General features: G+C 71.8%; 15 protein-coding genes. 10 read left to right on the forward strand and 5 right to left on the reverse strand.

Annotated features, from left to right (window positions below):
* Positions 1 to 27: 27 nt before the first annotated feature.
* Positions 28 to 519 (forward strand): hypothetical protein, encoded by a 492-nt coding sequence (locus HNP84_RS21440; protein WP_185051577.1) that lies wholly within the window; start codon positions 28 to 30, stop codon positions 517 to 519.
* A 231-nt stretch (positions 520 to 750) separates the two neighbouring features.
* Here the strand turns inward: HNP84_RS21440 and HNP84_RS21445 are convergent, their stop codons facing one another.
* Positions 751 to 1,344, reverse strand: coding sequence for an NADPH-dependent FMN reductase (locus tag HNP84_RS21445; protein ID WP_185051578.1), 594 nt, complete (start codon positions 1,342 to 1,344; stop codon positions 751 to 753).
* 112 nt (positions 1,345 to 1,456) lie between these two features.
* Here HNP84_RS21445 and HNP84_RS21450 point away from each other — a divergent pair, with 112 nt between their 5' ends.
* The 4 genes from HNP84_RS21450 to HNP84_RS55115 all read left to right on the forward strand — a co-directional run bounded on the left by HNP84_RS21450 (position 1,457) and on the right by HNP84_RS55115 (position 7,482).
* Complete coding sequence (locus HNP84_RS21450; RefSeq protein WP_185051579.1) at positions 1,457 to 2,296, forward strand: helix-turn-helix domain-containing protein; 840 nt, start codon at positions 1,457 to 1,459, stop codon at positions 2,294 to 2,296.
* Between the two features lie 255 nt (positions 2,297 to 2,551).
* Positions 2,552 to 4,657 carry a bifunctional serine/threonine-protein kinase/glutamate ABC transporter substrate-binding protein gene (locus HNP84_RS21455; protein WP_185051580.1) on the forward strand — a complete coding sequence of 702 codons (2,106 nt, stop codon included), beginning with the start codon at positions 2,552 to 2,554 and terminating at the stop codon, positions 4,655 to 4,657.
* Between the two features lie 107 nt (positions 4,658 to 4,764).
* Entirely contained in the window at positions 4,765 to 5,751 is a 987-nt protein-coding gene (locus HNP84_RS21460) for a malate dehydrogenase (protein ID WP_185051581.1), read from the forward strand.
* Positions 5,752 to 5,907: 156 nt separating this feature from the next.
* Positions 5,908 to 7,482: a hypothetical protein gene (locus tag HNP84_RS55115; RefSeq protein ID WP_185051582.1), complete on the forward strand. Its 1,575-nt coding sequence runs from the start codon at positions 5,908 to 5,910 to the stop codon at positions 7,480 to 7,482.
* 176 nt (positions 7,483 to 7,658) lie between these two features.
* Here HNP84_RS55115 and HNP84_RS51185 read toward each other — a convergent pair whose 3' ends face one another.
* Positions 7,659 to 7,805, reverse strand: a complete 147-nt coding sequence (locus HNP84_RS51185; RefSeq protein WP_221336554.1) for a hypothetical protein — start codon at positions 7,803 to 7,805, stop codon at positions 7,659 to 7,661.
* Between the two features lie 71 nt (positions 7,806 to 7,876).
* Positions 7,877 to 8,854, reverse strand: a complete 978-nt coding sequence (gene galE, locus HNP84_RS21470; RefSeq protein WP_185051583.1) for a UDP-glucose 4-epimerase GalE — start codon at positions 8,852 to 8,854, stop codon at positions 7,877 to 7,879.
* 152 nt (positions 8,855 to 9,006) lie between these two features.
* On the opposite strand from galE, the gene HNP84_RS21475 reads away from it, so the two are divergent.
* Genes HNP84_RS21475 through HNP84_RS21485 form a run of 3 tightly spaced genes read left to right on the forward strand, consistent with a single transcriptional unit; the run spans position 9,007 to position 12,414 of the window.
* Positions 9,007 to 10,374 (forward strand): hemolysin family protein, encoded by a 1,368-nt coding sequence (locus HNP84_RS21475; RefSeq protein ID WP_185051584.1) that lies wholly within the window; start codon positions 9,007 to 9,009, stop codon positions 10,372 to 10,374.
* Positions 10,375 to 10,388: 14 nt separating this feature from the next.
* Positions 10,389 to 11,393, forward strand: coding sequence for a tryptophan--tRNA ligase (trpS, locus tag HNP84_RS21480; RefSeq protein ID WP_185051585.1), 1,005 nt, complete (start codon positions 10,389 to 10,391; stop codon positions 11,391 to 11,393).
* A gap of 58 nt (positions 11,394 to 11,451) precedes the next feature.
* A complete protein-coding gene (locus tag HNP84_RS21485) occupies positions 11,452 to 12,414 on the forward strand; it encodes a YihY/virulence factor BrkB family protein (RefSeq protein ID WP_185051586.1) in 963 nt (320 codons plus the stop codon).
* A gap of 13 nt (positions 12,415 to 12,427) precedes the next feature.
* On the opposite strand, the gene HNP84_RS21490 is transcribed toward HNP84_RS21485, so the two are convergent.
* A complete protein-coding gene (locus HNP84_RS21490) occupies positions 12,428 to 13,585 on the reverse strand; it encodes a D-alanyl-D-alanine carboxypeptidase family protein (RefSeq protein ID WP_185051587.1) in 1,158 nt (385 codons plus the stop codon).
* 98 nt (positions 13,586 to 13,683) lie between these two features.
* On the opposite strand from HNP84_RS21490, the gene HNP84_RS21495 reads away from it, so the two are divergent.
* Positions 13,684 to 13,896: an SCO4848 family membrane protein gene (locus tag HNP84_RS21495; protein ID WP_185051588.1), complete on the forward strand. Its 213-nt coding sequence runs from the start codon at positions 13,684 to 13,686 to the stop codon at positions 13,894 to 13,896.
* Here HNP84_RS21495 and HNP84_RS21500 read toward each other — a convergent pair.
* Positions 13,889 to 15,232 carry a peptide ligase PGM1-related protein gene (locus tag HNP84_RS21500; protein WP_312925400.1) on the reverse strand — a complete coding sequence of 448 codons (1,344 nt, stop codon included), beginning with the start codon at positions 15,230 to 15,232 and terminating at the stop codon, positions 13,889 to 13,891. The genes HNP84_RS21495 and HNP84_RS21500 overlap by 8 nt on opposite strands.
* A gap of 735 nt (positions 15,233 to 15,967) precedes the next feature.
* On the opposite strand from HNP84_RS21500, the gene HNP84_RS21505 reads away from it, so the two are divergent.
* Complete coding sequence (locus HNP84_RS21505) at positions 15,968 to 17,203, forward strand: amidohydrolase (RefSeq protein WP_185051590.1); 1,236 nt, start codon at positions 15,968 to 15,970, stop codon at positions 17,201 to 17,203.
* The last annotated feature ends 704 nt before the right edge of the window (positions 17,204 to 17,907 follow it).

Raw genomic sequence — 17,907 nt, forward strand, 5'->3', positions numbered from 1 at the left:
CTGTCGGCCATGCGGGGAGGGGAAGCGATGCGTATCGGCGTCACGGGCCACATGGACATCACCGTGGAGACAGCGCGGATGGTGGGCGAGGCGATCCGGCAGCACCTGAAGCAGAGGGCGCAGTCTGACGGCCTGGTCGGAGTGTCGTGTATCGGGCGTGGCGCCGACTCGGTGTTCGCCGAGGCCGTGCTGTCTGTGGGCGGCTCCCTGGAAGTGGTGCTGCCGTCGCGTGACTACCGGGAGGCGAAGGTCAAGCCCGACCATGCCGAGGTGTTCGACGCGCTTGTGGCCCGCGCCGCTGCGGTGCGGGTGATGGACTTCGATCATGCGAGCCAGGATGCGTATGTCGCGGCCAACGAGGCCGTGCTGAGGACCGTGGACGAACTCGTGGCGGTGTGGGACGGCCGGGAGGACTACGGCCGGGGCGGGACGGCCGACGCTGTGGCGGATGCGCGTGGTCGTGGGGTGCCCGTGGTGGTGATCTGGCCTGAGGGAGCGGAGCGGGAATCTCGGGCCTGACCGGGGCGTATGGCGCATGCGTGGGCACTGTGCACCAGTGGGTGAGCGGGGTCGGGTGGGCGCCAGCGGGGGTGCGGGGGCGGAGCCCCCGCCGGGGGGGGGTCGAAGGGGGGCGTCAGCCCCCCTGGGGAGTGCTGCCCTGGCCTGGATGGCGGGAAGCGCCCCCTTGGCCAGGACCTTGCACTTCGCCGCCGGGAGAAGCGTCGGCAGCCACTCCGCGGAGGACTCCTGTCAGGCCGGGTACGGGGTCGCGTCGCGGGCCGTGCTCAGGGCGGCGGCCCACCAGGCGAGCTGGTCCAGCAGGGTCTTGGCGTATCCGGGCGCCCCGGGGTCCAGTGGCCGGCCGTCCTGCCATGCGGTGAAGTAGTTCGGGAACGCCAGACCGTCGCGGATGGTGACCGCGTGCAGTTCGGTGAGGACGTTCTCCAGGTGGAGGACGGCGTGACGGCCTCCGGCCGCGCCGCCGTAGCTGACGAAGGCCACGGGCTTGGCCGTCCACTGGGTGAAGTGCCAGTCGATGGCGGCCTTCAAGGAGGCGGGGTAGCTGTGGTTGTACTCGGGCGTGACCAGGATGAAGGCGTCCGCCTCCTCCAGGCGGGACGTCAGGGGCGCCATCGCTTCGGGGCGCGGGTAGGAGTCGCCGGCGTACTTCGGCGACTCCGCCGGCAACGACAGGGGGATCTCGAAGTCGGCGAGATCGACGACCTCGACGTCGAACCCGCCGTGTTCGCGCGCCTGCTCGGCGACCCAGGAGGCGACGACGGGTCCGAACCGGCCTTCGCGGATGCTCCCGACGATGATGACCAAGGTGTGCTTCTCGTTCATGGGCCCTACCGTCCACTGCCGGCGCAGCGGCAACCAGACCGGGCATAGGCTGGCCCCCGCAGGGCCATGCTGCGGCATTCGGACGCGGCGGCACCGCCAATAGACTCCGGCCATGGGCACCCCACTGGGCGACTTCGTCCGCGCCAAGCGCGACAGCATCCAGCCCGAGTCGTTCGGGCTCCCCGTCCGCGGCCGTCGGCGCTCCCCGGGGCTGCGGCGCTCGGACCTGGCCACGCGCGCCGGGATCAGCGTGGAGTATCTGACCCGTATCGAGCAGGGACGGGACCGCAACCCGTCCCCGGCCGTGGTCAACGCGCTCGCCGACGCCCTGAGCCTGGACGCCGCCGAACGCGAGCACCTGCGTTACCTCGCCAAGATCACCGGAGGGGCCTGCCCGGGGGTCCGGCGGGCGGCGCCCCCCAGCCGTCATGTCCGCCCCACCGTGCTGGCGACCCTCCGGCTGCTTGAGCCCGCGGTCGCGTTCGTCACCAACCGCCTGGGCGACGTGCTCGCGCACACCAGCGGGTTCGAGCTGATGATGCGCGGGAGCGGCCTGCTGGAGACCCAGGAGCCGAACCTGACGCGCTACGTGTTCACCGATCCGCGGGCCCGGACGTTCTTCGCCGACTGGGATCAGGTGGCCGACGAGCAGGCCTTCGACCTGTGGCTCGGACCGTCCGTGGAGTCCTCCGAGTGGTTCAAGTCCCAGCTCGCCCCCCTCGCCGGGCAGGAGTTCACCCGGCGGCTCGACCGCCACCTGCCCCCGCCACAGGTCCCGCTCCGGCTCAACCACCCCATGGGGTACGAGCTGCGGTGGCAGCGGGAACGGCTGGAGCTGCCGCGCACCGACGCGCAGGAACTGGTCGTCCTCCTGCCCGCCGACGAGGCGACGGAGCAGGCCATGGAGCGCCTGCGCCGTCGGCCCGGCGGCGCGCTTCGCGCGATCGGCTGACGTGGCCGGGTAGTAGCCTCCCGGCAAGGTCTTTTCCCTTGCGTTCCGGGTGTGGGCGGTCACGGATTGTGGGACGCTGGGTGGGCGGCGTACCGGGTGGAGGGAGGCGCGTTCCGGGCGGGAGCACGTGCACGGGATGCGGCGTCCCCGGGTTACGTCGGCGTAACGCCTGCCAAGGCGACGTCTACGGGGGCGATGGGGCCGTAAAGTTTTGCTGGTCCATGTTTTACCTAACCTTGGTGGGGACGGAAGCCGATGCCGCAGATCGCGCCGCTCGTGGCGGGCGACCCCAGCAGGCTGGGGTCCTTTCGCCTGACCGGGCGCATCGGTGAGGGGGGCCAGGGCGTCGTCTATCTCGGGATCAACGACGCGGGCGAGCGTGCGGCGATCAAGCTGCTGCACGTGAAGTTCACCGGTGACGCGACCGCGCGGTCCCGGTTCGCCCGCGAGCTGCGCGCCGCTCAGCGTGTGGCCTCCTTCTGCACGGCCCGGGTGGTCGAGGCCGATCTCGAGGGCGACACGCCGTACATCGCGAGCGAGTTCATCGAGGGACGTTCGCTGCGCGAGATCGTGGACAGCGACGGGCCGCTGCGCGGGTCGGCGCTCGACCGGCTCGCCATCGGCACCGCGACCGCGCTGACGGCGATCCATCACGCCTCGATCGTGCACCGTGACTTCAAGCCCGACAACGTGCTGATCGCCGCCGACGGGCCGCGCGTGGTCGACTTCGGGATCGCGCGCATCCTCGACTCGACCGGTACGATCACCAGCCGCGCGATCGGCACCCCGGCCTACATGGCGCCGGAGCAGATCGCCGGCGACGACGTGGGGCCCCACACCGACGTGTTCGCCTGGGGCGCGACGATCGCGTTCGCGGCCACCGGGATCACGGTGTTCGACGGCAGCTCCATCGCGGTGGTGCTCAACCGCATCCTGAACCACGAGGTCGATCTCGGCATGCTGCCGGAGCCGCTGCGCAGCGTCGTACGCGCGTCGCTGTCGAAGCAGGCGACCTCGCGGCCGTCCGCCGACCAGATCCTGCTGCGGCTGCTCGGCCATCCCGAGAACGCCGGCGCCGACGCCGCCGTGCTGACGCAGGGCGTGCAGGTGGCCAACCCGGTGGTGGGCGACAGCGACGTCACCCGGCTGGCCCAGCGGCTGCCGGGCGCGGGACGCACCACCGAGCAGCAGTCGATCGGGCACCTGCCCACCCACCAGTCGGTGAGCCACCAGCAGCCGCCGCAGCACCACACCGGATACCCGCAGCACGGGTGGCCGCAGCCGGCGCCGACCGATCTGCACTCCCAGCGGATCGACCTGCCCCCGCAGCAGCCTCAGCCGCCGTCTCAGCAGCCGCTCGACGTGCCGCCGCCGAGCTGGCAGGTGCCGTCGCAGGGCCCCGGGCAGGCCAGTACGGTGGCGAGCGGGTCCGGCCGGGGTCCGGGGAAGCGCGCGTGGATCGTCCTGCTCGTCCTGGTGCTGGTCGCGGCCGGGGGAGCGGGCGTCGCGTACGCCTCGGGCTGGCGGCCCGCGTTCCTCGGGCAGGCCCGTACGAGCGGCGGCACGAACCAGGCGAGCGTGGACGACCCGCCGGTCGATCCGGACGCCACGTACGCCTCGGTGGTGGACAAGGCGGCCAAGACCGGCAGGCTCACCATCGGCATGCGCGACTTCCTGCCTGACGTGTCGCTGATGAGCGGTTCGGGCACCTGGTCCGGGTTCGAGGTGGATCTGGCCAAGGCGATCGGCAAGTCGCTGGGCGTGCCGGAGGACAAGATCACCTTCCGGGCGACGAGCCGGCGGGAGCGGCCCGCGCTGCTGGCCACCGGCCAGCTCGACATGGTGATCTCGACCTACTCCATCAACACCGCCGACGACGTGTCCTTCGCCGGGCCCTACTACCTCGCCCACGTCGACCTGCTGGTCAAGGACGGCTCGCCGATCACGACCGTCTCCGGACTGGAGGGCCGCAAGCTGTGCCAGCCCGCCTCCAGCGTCTCGGTGGGGATCGTGCAGCGCGCGGTGCAGCAGGTGACGCTGGTCCCGGCCCAGACCTACACCGACTGCATGAACATGCTCATCGACGGCACGGTGGACGCGGTGCCGGGCGACGACATCGTGCTGGCCGGCTTCGCCAACCGCGAGACCATCCGGTTCAAGGTGATCGGCGCGAAGCTGACCGACGAGCGTTACGCGGTGGCGCTGAAGAAGGGCGACCAGCGCGGCTGCGAGGCCGTGCGCGCGGCCATCGCCGGCCTGTACCGCGACGGCACCGTCTCCACGCTGCTGCGCAGGCACTTCGGCAACGTCGAGTTCGACTGGGAGGAGAACCTTCCGGCAATGGAACCGTGCGGTTCGTGAGGGTTCTTGCCAAGCAGCCGGGTAGGCGGTGACGTGCGCGGAAGGACGTGAAGGTAGCATCCGACCGACACGAAATCATCCGAACACCCGCGAGTTGGGGGAAGGCAATGCCCGAGACTCCCGTCAAGGTAACCGTCACCGGCGCCGCCGGACAGATCGGCTACGCGCTGCTGTTCCGCATCGCGTCGGGCCAGCTTCTGGGCGCCGACGTGCCGGTCAAGCTGAGCCTGCTGGAGATCCCGCAGGCGGTGAAAGCGGCGGAGGGCACGGCGATGGAGCTCGACGACTGCGCCTTCCCGCTCCTGCGGGGCATCGAGATCACCGACGACCTGACCACGGCGTTCGACGGGACCAACATCGCGCTGCTGGTGGGCGCGCTGCCGCGCAAGGCGGGCATGGAGCGCGGCGACCTGCTTGAGGCCAACGGCGGCATCTTCGGCCCCCAGGGCAAGGCGATCAACGACCACGCGGCCGACGACGTACGGGTGCTCGTGGTGGGCAACCCGGCCAACACCAACGCGCTGATCGCCCAGTCGGCGGCGCCCGACGTGCCGGCCGAGCGCTTCACCGCGATGACCCGCCTGGACCACAACCGCGCGCTGTCGCAGCTCGCGCAGAAGCTCCAGGTCTCGGTCACCGACATCAAGAAGATGACGATCTGGGGCAACCACTCCGCCACGCAGTACCCCGACCTGTTCCACGCCGAGGTCGGCGGCAAGATCGCCGCCGAGCTGGTGGACGAGACCTGGCTGCGCGAGACGTTCATTCCGACCGTGGCCAAGCGGGGCGCGGCCATCATCGAGGCGCGCGGGGCCTCCAGCGCCGCCTCGGCCGCCAACGCCGCGATCGACCACGTCTACGACTGGGTGAACGGCACGCCCGAGGGCGACTGGACCTCGGCCGCGATCCCGTCCGACGGCTCCTACGGGGTGCCCGAGGGCCTGATCTCCTCCTTCCCGGTCGTCTCCCGGGGCGGCAAGTGGGAGATCGTCCAGGGCCTGGAGATCGACGACTTCTCGCGCTCGCGCATCGACGCCTCGGTGGCGGAGCTGGGCGAGGAGCGCGACGCCGTACGGCAGCTCGGCCTCATCTGACCCGTACGCTCCCGCCCCCGCCCGGCCGCCGGGCGGGGGCGGTCGCGTCTTCCGGCCCGGCACGACACGGCAAAAGGGTCATATGGCGGCGGCGTGTCGGGGAGTCCGGGGCTCCCGGGCCGCCTTCAATGATCGACTATGTTTCGGGGAACATGTGTGAAGGGCCGCCTGGCCGCGGGGGCGCTGGCGGGAGGCGTCTGCGCCGCCGCCGCGATCGTGCCGGGCGGCGCGACAACGCCGGCCCTGGCGGACGGACGGCCGGCGTTGTCGGTGAGCATCACCGCCCATCCCAAGATCGCCCAGCCGGGCCGCCCGCTGACGTACCGGGTCTACGTCCGCAACACCGGCCCTGGCGACGCGGTCACACCGGTGCTGCGGGTGCGGCTGCCGGACGAGGTCACGATCAAGGGCACCGACGTCAGCGAGTGCCGCCCCGCCAGGGGGAAGCACGGCGCCAACGAGGTGGTGTGCGCGTCCGGATTCGACGTGCCCGCCGGGTACGGCGGCGGGGTGAACATCGTGGGCACCGTCTCCACCCGGGCGAGCGGCACGCTGCTCGCGGTCGCCACCCTGGAGTCGCCCGCACCGGGCACCAAGGACACGACCGGCAAGCCCGGAAAGAGCGACAAGACTGGGAAGGGCGACAAGACCAGCAAGGTCGCGGAATCCACGGAGACCACGGACACCGCCGACGCCTCGGGGGCCGAGGAGGACCGGCCCCGGCCGCAAGGCGCGACCGGGCACAGGCCCGGGACCGGGCGCGGCTCCGGGGCCGAGGACGCGGCCGGGCGTGCGGTGAGGGCCGAGCGTGGGCCCCGGGCCGAAGGGGCGGGTGGGGCCGAGCGTGGGGCGCGGGCCCAGGATGCGGTCAGGCGTACGGCCGAGGTCGGGCCCCGGGCCGATGACCGCTCCCGGATCGAGGGCGTGGGCACGATCGAGCGCGACCCGGAGCCCGAGGCCGGGCGCGGGGCCCGGGCCGAAGACGCGGCCGGGCGTGGCGCCAGAGGAGAGCGTGGCAGGCGGGCCGAGGGTGCGGCCCACCGTGGTACGGAGGCCGCGCGCGGGTCCCGGGCCGAGGACCGCTCCCGGGCCGTGGGCATGGTCGAGCGCGAGCCCGAGCCTGAGGCGGGCCGTGGGGCACGGACCGAGGAGGCGGCTGGGCGTGGGAACCGCGCCGAAGATCGCAGCCGGGCGGAGGGCCTGGGCGTGATCAAGGCCGACTCGGACCCTGTGCCCATGCCTGAGCCCGAACCCGAAGCCGATGCTGAGGCCGAGCTTGAGGACGAGGCTCGGGACGTGCCCGTGGACGGGGCCGAGGCCGAGGACGGGACGACCGCGTTCGTGCGGACCCCGGTGGCCGAAGGGGCCGATCTGAGTCTGCGGCTGGGGTTCGGCCGGGAGTTCAAGGTGGCCCGGATGCTGGCGGTGGTGCGGAACGACGGCGACGTGCCGGTGAAGGACGCGCGCCTGTACGTACGGCTGCGGCCGGAATCGGACGGGAGCGGCACGCGCGGAGCCCGGTGCCGCCCGGACGGGGACGGCCTGGTGTGCCGGCTGCCCGTGCTGCCCCCGCACAAGTCGGTGCATGTACGGCTGGACTATGACAGGCCGGAGCCCGGACGCAACGGCAAGCGCGGGCCGATCTCGGCGCGGGCGCTGGTGTACTCCGCCGCGGTGGGGGACCGGTACCCGGGCAACAACAGCGACTCGATGGAGTTCACCATCGGCTGAGCCATCGGTCGAGCCTGGTCGAGCGATCGGTCGAGCGATCGGCCGAGCCATCGCCTGAACGATCGGTTGGGCGATCGGTCGCGAGCCATGGGTCGAGCGGGTCGGCTGAGGGATCGGTGCAAGCACGCCGGTCCGTCCGCGCCGGTTCCGGTCGGGAGCGGCGCGGACGGACCGGTTCAGCGGGCGTTCGGGGTGCCCGTGGGCGGGCACACGCGCTCCGGTGAGGTGAGGTCGCCCGGATCGACGGTGGCGAACACGACGCCGCCGGCGGCGGCCACGCTGCCGAGCAGGATGAGGGCGACGAACATCACCTTCGCGGCCAATGGTGAAACGCGCCTCACATTACGTAATCACATCACAATTTCACCGGCCGCACACACGGTTTCGCGGAACGTCACGCCACGCCTTGCCCGCGCAGCGCCGCCCACGCGTCGCCGATGATCTGCGGCAGGGTCGTACGCTCCGGCTTCCAGCCCAGGTCGCGCTGGATGCGGGCCGAGGACGCGACCAGCACCGCCGGGTCGCCCGGTCGCCGGTCGGCGATGGTGGCCGGGATGGCGTGGCCGGTGACCTCGCGGCAGGCGGCGATGACCTCCTGCACCGAGAAGCCGGTGCCGCTGCCCAGGTTGTAGATCGCGTGCTCGCCCTCGGCGGTGGCGTCGAGCGCGAGCAGGTGGGCGCGGGCCAGGTCGTCGACGTGGATGTAGTCGCGGATGCACGTGCCGTCGGGCGTGGGGTAGTCGGTGCCGAAGACGTTCACCGAGTCGCGCTCGCCGAGCGCGACCGCGAGCACATTGGGGATGAGGTGGGTCTCGACGGCATGGCGCTCCCGGTAGACCGTACCGTCGGCCGCGGTGTAGGCGCCGGCGACGTTGAAGTAGCGCAGACTGACCGGGGCCAGGCCGTGCAGCCCCGCGTACGCGGTGAGCGCGGTGTCCACCGCCAGCTTGGAGGCGCCGTACGGGTTGGTCGGCCGGGTCGGGTCGGTCTCCAGGATCGGGGTGCGCTCCGGCTCGCCGTACGTCGCCGCCGTGGAGGAGAACACGATCCGGCGCACCCCCGCGGTGCGCATGGCGTCGAGCAGCGCCAGCGTGCCGCCGAGGTTGTTGGCCCAGTACAGCCCGGGGTTGGCCACCGACTCGCCCACCAGCGACTTGGCCGCGAAGTGCAGCACGCCGTCGAAGCCCCCCTCGGCCAGCACGCCCCCGGCCTCGGTGATGGACCCCTGGACGAGGCGCGCCCCGCCCGGTACCGCGTCGGCGTGCCCGGTGGACAGGTCGTCCAGCACCACGACCTCGTGGCCGGCGTCCACGAGTTGCGCGGCGACCACGCTTCCGATGTATCCGGCGCCCCCGGTGACCAGCAGCTTCACGTACCTGCACCCCTTGTTCATCTGTGTTGGAAAGTGTTGGAATTTGTACGGCCGCTGGTGCCAGCATACGCGCATCCGGTCTCCGCCGGGGATAAAGAGGGCGGGTACGCTGGCACCTTCAACATCGGCCCCGTGTGGAACCGGGTAGTCGCGTGAACAATGTCCTCGCCAACATCGCGCTGGTCCTGATCTTCGTCCTGATCGGCGGGTTCTTCGCGGCGGCGGAGATGGCGATGGTCTCCCTGCGGGAGAGCCAGGTGCGCCAGCTCAGCAAGCACGGCCGCCGGGGCGCCACAGTGGCCCAGCTCGCCAGAGACCCCAACCGCTTCCTGTCCGCGGTGCAGATCGGGGTGACCGTGGCCACGATGCTGTCGGCCGCCTTCGGCGCCGACACGCTCGCCTCCGACCTCGCGCCCGTGCTGGTGACGTGGGGCCTGCCCGGGGGCGCCGCCGCGCCCGCGGCGCTGGTCCTGGTCACCCTGGCCATCTCCTACGTCTCGCTGGTGCTCGGCGAGCTGGCCCCCAAGCGCCTGGCCCGGCAGCGCGCCGAGGGGATGGCGCTGGTCGTGGCCCCGTTCCTGAACGGCGTGGCCGCGCTGTCGCGGCCGGTGATCTGGGCGCTGTCGGTCTCCACCGACCTGGTGGTGCGCCTGCTCGGCGGCAACCCCGAGGCCGACCGCGAGGAGATGAGCGCCGACGAGCTGCGCGACATGGTGGTCGGGCACCAGGAGCTGCCCGCCGACGAGCGCCAGCTCATCATGGAGGTCTTCGCGGCCGGCAAGCGGCAGCTCAGGGAGGTGATGCTGCCGCGTACCGAGGTGGAGTTCATGTCGGCCGACACGGTGCTGGCCGAGGCCGCGGTGCTCGCCGCGACGATGCCGCACTCGCGCTTCCCCGTCTACCGCGACTCCTACGACAACGTGGTCGGCTTCGTGCACGTGCGCGACCTGCTGGACCCGGTGCTCACCGGCCGGGTCGAGCCGATCAGCGAGCTGGTGCGCATCCGCCCGGTCAAGCTGGTGCCGGCCAGCAAACGGGTGCTGCCCACGCTGTCGGAGATGCGCGATGAGGGCCACCATCTCGCGATCGTGGTGGACGAGTACGGCGGCACGGCCGGCATCGTCACCCTGGAAGACCTGGTCGAGGAGCTGATCGGCGACATCCGCGACGAGTACGACGTCGAGGACGAGCAGGCCGTGCGGCTGCCCGCGGGTGAGATCGAGATCGACGGCCTGACCAACCTGGGCGACGTCGCCGAGCAGGCCGGCGTCCGGCTGCCCGAGGGGCCGTACGAGACGCTGGGCGGGTTCGTGATGGCGGCGCTGGGCCGCCTGCCCGCGCTGGGCGACCGCGTGGAGATCCCCGGATTCCAGCTCACCGTGACCGAGATGGACGGCCGCCGGGTCGCCCGGGTGCGGATCGAGCGGCGCGCGCTGCCCCTGGTGGCGGCTCCGGCGGACAAGGAGGATCCCGGCGCCGCGGGCAAGCCCGTCGAGTCGCATGGAGCGCCGGATACCTGACACAATCGAGGGCTATGGCCAGACCTCGCGTACTATCCGGCATCCAGCCCACGGCGGACTCCTTCCACCTGGGCAACTACCTGGGTGCCGTCCGCCAGTGGGTGGCGATGCAGGAGACCCACGACGCGTTCTACTGCGTGGTCGATCTGCACGCCATCACCGTGCAGCCCGACCCCGCCGAGCTGCGCCGCCGCACCCGGATCGCGGCGGCCCAGTTGTTCGCCTGCGGGCTCGACCCCGAGCGGTGCACGGTGTTCGTGCAGAGCCACGTGCGCGAGCACAGCGAGCTGGCCTGGGTGCTGATCTGCCTCACCGGCATGGGCGAGGCCGGCCGCATGACCCAGTTCAAGGACAAGTCGGCCAAGTACGGCGAGGGCGCGGCCAGCGTCGGGCTGTTCACCTACCCGATCCTGCAGGCCGCCGACATCCTGCTCTACCACGCCGACGAGGTCCCGGTCGGCGCCGACCAGAAGCAGCACCTCGAACTCACCCGCGACCTGGCGCAGCGGTTCAACCACCGTTACGGCGACACCTTCACCCTGCCCAAGCCGGCGATCCCGAAGGAGGTCGAGAAGATCACCGACCTCCAGGACCCGACGTCGAAGATGTCCAAGTCGTCCTCCAGCCCGCAGGGCATCCTGGACCTGCTGGAGCAGCCCGGCCCGCTGCGCAAGAAGGTCATGCGCGCGGTCACCGACACCGGCTCCGAGGTCGTGGCCGACGAGGAGAACAAACCGGGCGTCACCAACCTGCTGCGCATCCAGTCGGCGCTGACGGGCACCCCGATCCCCGAGCTGGAGGCCCGCTACGCCGGGCAGGGCTACGGCACCTTCAAGAAGGACGTCGCCGAGGCGGTGATCGAGACCTTCACCCCGATCCGCGAGCGCACCGAGAAGCTGCTCGCCGACGAGCACGAGCTGGACCGCCTGCTGGCCATCGGCGCCGAGCGCGCCGGGGCCGTCGCCCGCGCGACCATGGAGAAGGTCCGCGACCGCGTGGGGTTCCTGCCCCGGGTCTGACCTCCCGTTCGCGCCGTCCGGCCGGGATGGCCGGGCGGCGCCTGGGTAGGGCCCGGACATGGGAAGACTGCTCGCGCGCCTCCAACGGTTCGCCGGGGCGCGAAAAGAACGCGGACGCGCCGCCGTCGGGCGCGCGAGGATCAGATGGCCCTGGCTGGACCACGTGCTGCGCACGGTGCAGCGGTACCAGGTGCAGTCGGGCGACCGGCTCGCGGGCGCGGTGACGTACTTCGCGTTCCTGTCCTTCTTCCCCATCATCGCGCTGGCGTTCGCGCTGTTCGGGTACATCGTGACGGTTCGTCCTGACGCGCTGGAGACGCTGCAGGCGGCGATCAACGAGCAGCTCCCGGGGCTGGCGGACAAGCTCCGGTTGCAGGAGCTGTCCAAGGCCCGGGTGGGCGCGGGCATCCTCGGCCTGCTCGGTCTGCTGTACGCCGGGCTCGGCGCGGTGGACGCGCTGCGCGGCGCGCTGCGCGAGATCTCCATGACCACCGAGCCGCCGCTGAACTTCTTCCTCGGCAAGCTGCGCGACCTGGTCGCGCTGGTGCTGATCGGGCTGACCGCCGTGCTGTCCGTGGCCGTGGGCGGCTTCGCCACCGGGGCGACCGGAACGGTGGCGGGCTGGCTGGGCCTGTCGCACTCGGTGGTCGGGCAGACGGGGGTGTGGCTGGTCGGCCTGGCGGTGAGCCTGGGCGCCGACATGCTGGTGTTCCTGATCGTGCTGGGCTGGCTGGCGCGCGCCACGCAGCCCTTCCGCGCGGTGCTCGGCGGCGCCCTGATCGCGGCGGTCGGGCTCCAGGTGCTCAAGCAGCTCGCCACGCTGATCCTGGCGGGCACCCTGAACAACCCGGTGTACGGCACGTTCGCCGTCATCGCGGGCCTGCTGCTGTGGATCAACCTCGCCACCCGGGTCACCCTGTACGCCGCCGCCTGGACGGCCACGGCGACCCTCGGCCCGCCGCCCGAGCCCACGCCCTTGCCGGCCGTGCACGGCTCTCCCAGCGGCGCCAGGGCGAGCTGAGGAGGCGCCGGGGCTACTCCCAGCGGGCGCGGGCGCGGCGACGTACGCCGATGATGACCCAGAGCAGGCCCGCGACCAGACCGGCCGCGATGACCACGGGGGCGATGAGGCCGCCCACCCCGCCGCGCCTGTCGGCCGCGGACACCGGGGAGTGGCTGGGCACGGCGGGCGCGCTGGGCGCCGGCGCCACCGGGGCGCTGGACTGCGCCCCGCCGACCGGGCTGGTGGCCTGCGGGTCGGCGGCAGGCAGCGGATCGACCAGCCTGCCGACCGAGACGCCCCGCCCCTGGAAGGCGAAGCCCCAGTCGAGCAGCTTGCCGACCTCGTCCCAGAAGTAGCCGTCGTGCCGCATGATCGAGACGATGATGGTGCGGTCGCCGCGCTTGGCCGCGCCGACGAAGCTGCCCATGGCCTTGGACGTCCAGCCGTTCTTGACGCCGATCATGCCCTTGTAGCGGTAGAGCAGCTTGTTGTGGTTGGAGATCTCGTAGTGGCCCTTCGGGGCCGGGAACTTCGCGGTCTTCGTACTGACATATCGCCGGAAATCGGGGTTCGCCAGCCCGGCCCGTGCGATCAGCGCCAGGTCGTACGCCGAGCTGCTCTGCCCCGGCCGGTCCAGCCCGCTCGGGGTCTTGGCCACGGTGTCCAGCGCCTGGAGCCGCCGCGCCTCGGCGTTCATGTCGGCCATGGTCTGGCGCAGGCTGCCGTTGGCCTCCGCGAGCGCCATCGCGGCGTCGTTGCCCGAGGACATCATCAGCGCCCGGAACAGGTCGGCGACGCTGTAGGTGCCCTTGACCGACAGCCCGACCGCGCTGCCCTCCTGGTTGCAGGCGTTCCGGCTGGGCCGGATCTTGGCGTTCTTGTCCAGCTTCGGGATCAGCGTCACCGCGGTCAAGATCTTCAGGGTGCTGGCCGGCAGGTAGCGCCCGTGCGGGTCCTTGGCGGCCAGCACCTCGCCGGTGACGGCGTCGGCGATCACGTACGACTTCGCGGCCGTCTTCGGCGGCGCCTTCACCCCGGCCGGGACCACGAGCCCCCGCCCGCCCAGCAGTTCGCCCCCGATCGGGGTGGCCCTCTCCGGGCGGGCCACGGCCGGGGGCGCGACCAGCGTCGGCGCGAGCAGTGCGGTGGCGAGCAGTGCCGCGCCCGGCAGCAGGTGATATGTCCGCATAGCGATCTCAGAGTAGCTTCGCACCCGTTTGCATACGCACTGACTTCCCGCAGAGGGTGCTGGGACACCCGGCCTGTGCGTGCCTTGATACTGGGCGCATGCAAATGTCACGAACGGTCGCGGCGTTCCTCCTCGGCCTTGCCGCGTTCATGGTCTTCGAGTGGATCAGCCTTGGGTTCAACCTCGCCGACGGGCACGAGACCTCCTTCTACGTCGTGCACGGCATCCTGATCGGGGTCAACCTGGTGCTGGCGCTGGTGCTGGGCGCCATCGGCGTACGCGGGCTGCGGGGCGGCAAGCGGGTCAGGTGAGCGCGCCGAGGGCCCGCAGCGTGGCCCGGTGCAGCTCGGCCGCGGCCTCGGGGGAGTCGGCGATGCTGGTGAAGCCCACCTTGCCGTACTTCGTGACCGCCCCCAGCAGGTGCAGCACGTTGCCCGTGCGCGAGGCCCGGTCGAAGCCCAGCCCGAGCTGCTCGACCAGCTTGACGACCTCGCGCGGGCTCTTGCCGTGCAGGAACGCCGATGCGCAGTTGTCGGTCGCCGCGTAGTACTTGGGCCGGCCCCCGGCGACGAGCGTGCCCAGCCCGGGGTCGTACGCGCCGCCGGTGGTGAGCAGGGCGGCCCCGAACGGGTGCGTGGTGCCGCCGATGCGCAGGTTGATCTCGCACAGCAGCGCGCCGTACCCGGCGTCCGACTTCAGCGCGAAGAAGTCCATTCCGAACAGGCCGATGACGCCCCGCTCGGCCATCACCCGGGCGATCCGCGCGGCGCACTCGCCCACCGGCCCCCGGTACTCCGGGCGCGCCGGGAAGGTGCAGCCCTGGTAGACGTCCGCGTTCGCGCCGCCGAGCACCTGGTCATGCGTGGCCACCACGTCGAAGTGGCCGCCGGGGGTGATCCGGGCCAGGGCGCTGGGGAAGTACAGCGGCCGGTGCTCGATGAACTCCTCGATCACCGCGCCGCGCTCGGCCACCTTGTCCGCGAAACTGGCCCAGGTCTCGCCCGCGGCGGAGAAGCTGGTCGGGCACTGCGCCAGCGGGGTGTCCCCGTCGGGCACCACGACCGCGTTGCCCAGGCCGGAGTAGCTGTCGTTCAGCTTGACGATCACCCGGTTCGGGCGGGGCAGCGCTCGGGCCGCCTGCTCGATCTCCGCCAGCGAGCGCAGGTCGGCGAAGCCGCGGGCCATGGGCACGCCCGCCTCCTCGCCGACGAGCCTGGCGCCGGTCTTGGAGCCCAGGTGCGCGAGCGCGGGCGGCGGGCCGTACACCGGGATGGACAGCGCCTCGGCGAGCAGTTGCTCGTCCGGGGAGGCGACGAACGGCAGCAGCCAGGCGTCCTCGCCCGCGATCAGCTCCCGCAGCCGGCGTACGAGGCCGGGACGGCGCAGCACGGCCTGGGTGAGCGGCAGCGTGCCCGGGTCGCAGGTGCTGATCATGTGCAGCCGGGAGCGGGCGCCGGCCGGGTCGTCCAGGAAGCTCAGGTAGTACTCCACGATCGCGTCGTCCACGGGATCGGAGGAGACGTAGATCACTCGTACCCCGGGTGCGCGCAGGGTGAGGAGCAGGAACAACAGGCGCTCCTCGTAGGCGCGGACCCCTTTGATCCGCCGCAGCTCGTCCTGCGGCAGGGAGAGTGAGGGGATGACCACCAAAGTCCCCTCACTCGGTTCGAAGATGCTCAACTTCGCGTGCTTCTTCGCGAATGGGATATTAGTGATCATACTGGGAGTGAACCATGCATTCTTCTCATCGGCATGCAGCGCCAGGGTTCGATCACTAGCACCTGAAGGCCCAACAATCCGCTATCCGACGGGCGTTTAACCGGGTTTAGGGGCCCGCCCGTGATCTGCGGCGGCGTCCCGGAAGGCGGGGCTAGCCTGGGGGTCCGCGCGGACTATCCCCGAGTGGTTCCTTAGGGTGGTTTTCGGGTAATTCGCTGGATGAGCCACCGCTGGGGCCGGATGCGTTTTCCGTGGCGGGAGGGGCCGTCGGTGCCCCTGGTACGGCCGCCGCCGGTCCGGCAATTGACGTGGTTGCCCGCGTGGTGGTCCGGCGGCGAGATAAAGTCGAATCATCGTCAACGCGCTACGCGGCCTACAACTCACGCGTCCGGTTGCGCTGATGACCGACAGGCCGCACTGGAGCCGATCGCGCCACCCGGCGATCATCCAGCGGGGACTCGCTTTCTGGGGCACCGCGCCCCCGTACACGCCCGTGAGGCCGTACGGAGCGCGGAGCCTTGACATATTCGAAGATCGTGGCCGAGATGCGACGGCCTCCTGCGCCCGCCGTGGCGGGCGCCGCCGGCCGTACGCTCGGGGGGCGACTTGCTCGCGGCCTCTCCGGGAGCCTCTCGGCTGCGGTGGCAGATGGGACGGTGACTGATGCGGGCACGTGATCTGCGGGGCGAGCTCGACACCTTTCTCGCCGAGGTCGAGCCTGAGCTTGTCGACTTCCGGCGCGACATCCACATGCACCCCGAGCTGGCCTTCGCGGAGTACCGCACCACCCAGCGCATCGCGGCGAGGCTGAGCGACGCCGGCCTCATGCCCTCGGTGCTGCCCAAGGGCACCGGGGTCCTGTGTGACGTGGGCAGCGGCGACGGCCCGACCATCGCCCTGCGCGCCGACATCGACGCGCTCGCGCTGTCCGACGAGAAGGACGTGCCCTACCGCTCCACCGTGCCGGGCGTCTGCCACGCCTGCGGCCACGACGTGCACACCACGATCCTGCTCGGCACCTCGCTGTTCCTGGCCCGCCAGGCCGAGGCCGGCCTGCTGCCCGGCCGGGTCCGGCTGATCTTCCAGCCCGCCGAGGAGCTGCCCGGCGGCGCCCTGGAGGTCATGGCCTCCGGCGGCATCACCGAGGTCGACCGGATCTTCGGCCTGCACTGCGACCCCCGGCTCGACGTCGGCCAGGTCGGCCTGCGGGTCGGCGCGATCACCTCCGCCTGCGACAAGGTCAAGATCCGCGTCTCCGGCCCCGGCGGCCACACCGCCCGCCCCCACCTCACCGCCGACCTGGTGTTCGCGCTGGCCAAGATCCTCACCGAACTGCCCGCCGCGCTGTCGCGCCGGGTCGATCCCCGCTCCTCGCTCAGCCTGGTCTGGGGCCGGGTCGAGGCGGGCTCGGTGGCCAACGCCATCCCCGACGACGGCGTCGCCGAGGGCACCGTGCGCTGCCTGGACGAGGCCGCCTGGCACAGCGCCCCCGACATGATCAAGTCGCTGCTCGAATCGGTCGCCGGCGCGTACGGCGTCGAGGCCAAGATGGACTACACCCGCGGCGTGCCCCCGGTGATCAACGACGACGTGAGCATCCAGATGCTCACCGAGGCCGCCGAGCGGGTCCTCGGCACCGGCTCCGCCGTCCCCACCGAGCAGAGCCTCGGCGGCGAGGACTTCGGCTGGTACCTCGAATCCATCCCCGGCGCCTTCGCCCGCCTGGGCGTCCGCAAGCCCGGCTCCTCCGAGCGCCGCGACATCCACCAGGGCACCTTCGACGTGGACGAGTCCTGCATCGGCGTCGGCGTCCGCTTCATGGCCGCCACCGCCTTCACCGCCCTCTGGGAGGGCAACCGCCTCACCCCCACCGAACACATCGCCGAAGCCCTCGCCTGACGCGACCCGCCCTGGTGGGCGGGTTCCGGCAGAGGTCGTGCGGTCAGGGCGCGGGTCGTGCCCCGCGCCCTGCGGGGGCACCCAAGCCCGCCCGTGCGGGGGCACGGGCGATGAGCACGCCGCGGGCCGGGCCTGGGCCGAGAACCGGCGGGAGCCGGAGTGACGGGGGACATGGCCCTCGAAGAAGCCCAAGCCCCGCCCGCGCAGGGCTCGGTGAGCACAGCGCCCCAGCCCGACGGGTGCGGAGCATGCGCCGTGAGCACAGCGGCCGAGCCCCGCGCGTGTGGAGCACGCCACCAGCACAATCCAGCCATAAGCGCAGCGACCCTACGGGTCACCCTGCGCGGGTGGATGGGTTTCGCGGAGGGGTGTGGTGATGGGGTCAGCCTGCGTGGGTGGGCGGGTTTCGTGGAGGGGTGTGGTGATGGGGTCAGCCTGCGTGGGTGGGCGGGTTTCGCGGAAGGGTGTGGTGACGGGGTTGTGGTGGCTTGGGCGCGGGTCGTGTCTGGAGGAGGAGCGCAGGGAGCGAAGCGACCGGAGCGACGAGGGAAGACACGACCCTGTAGAGCGCCCAAGCCCGCCCGTGCGGAGCACGGGCCATGAGCACAGCCCGCCCGTGCGGAGCACGGGCCATGAGCACAGCCCGCCCGTGCGGAGCACGGGCCATGAGCACAGCCCGCCCGTGCGGAGCACGGGCCATGAGC

The sequence above is a fragment of the Thermocatellispora tengchongensis genome, assembly GCF_014202315.1.
Classification (GTDB): domain Bacteria; phylum Actinomycetota; class Actinomycetes; order Streptosporangiales; family Streptosporangiaceae; genus Thermocatellispora; species Thermocatellispora tengchongensis.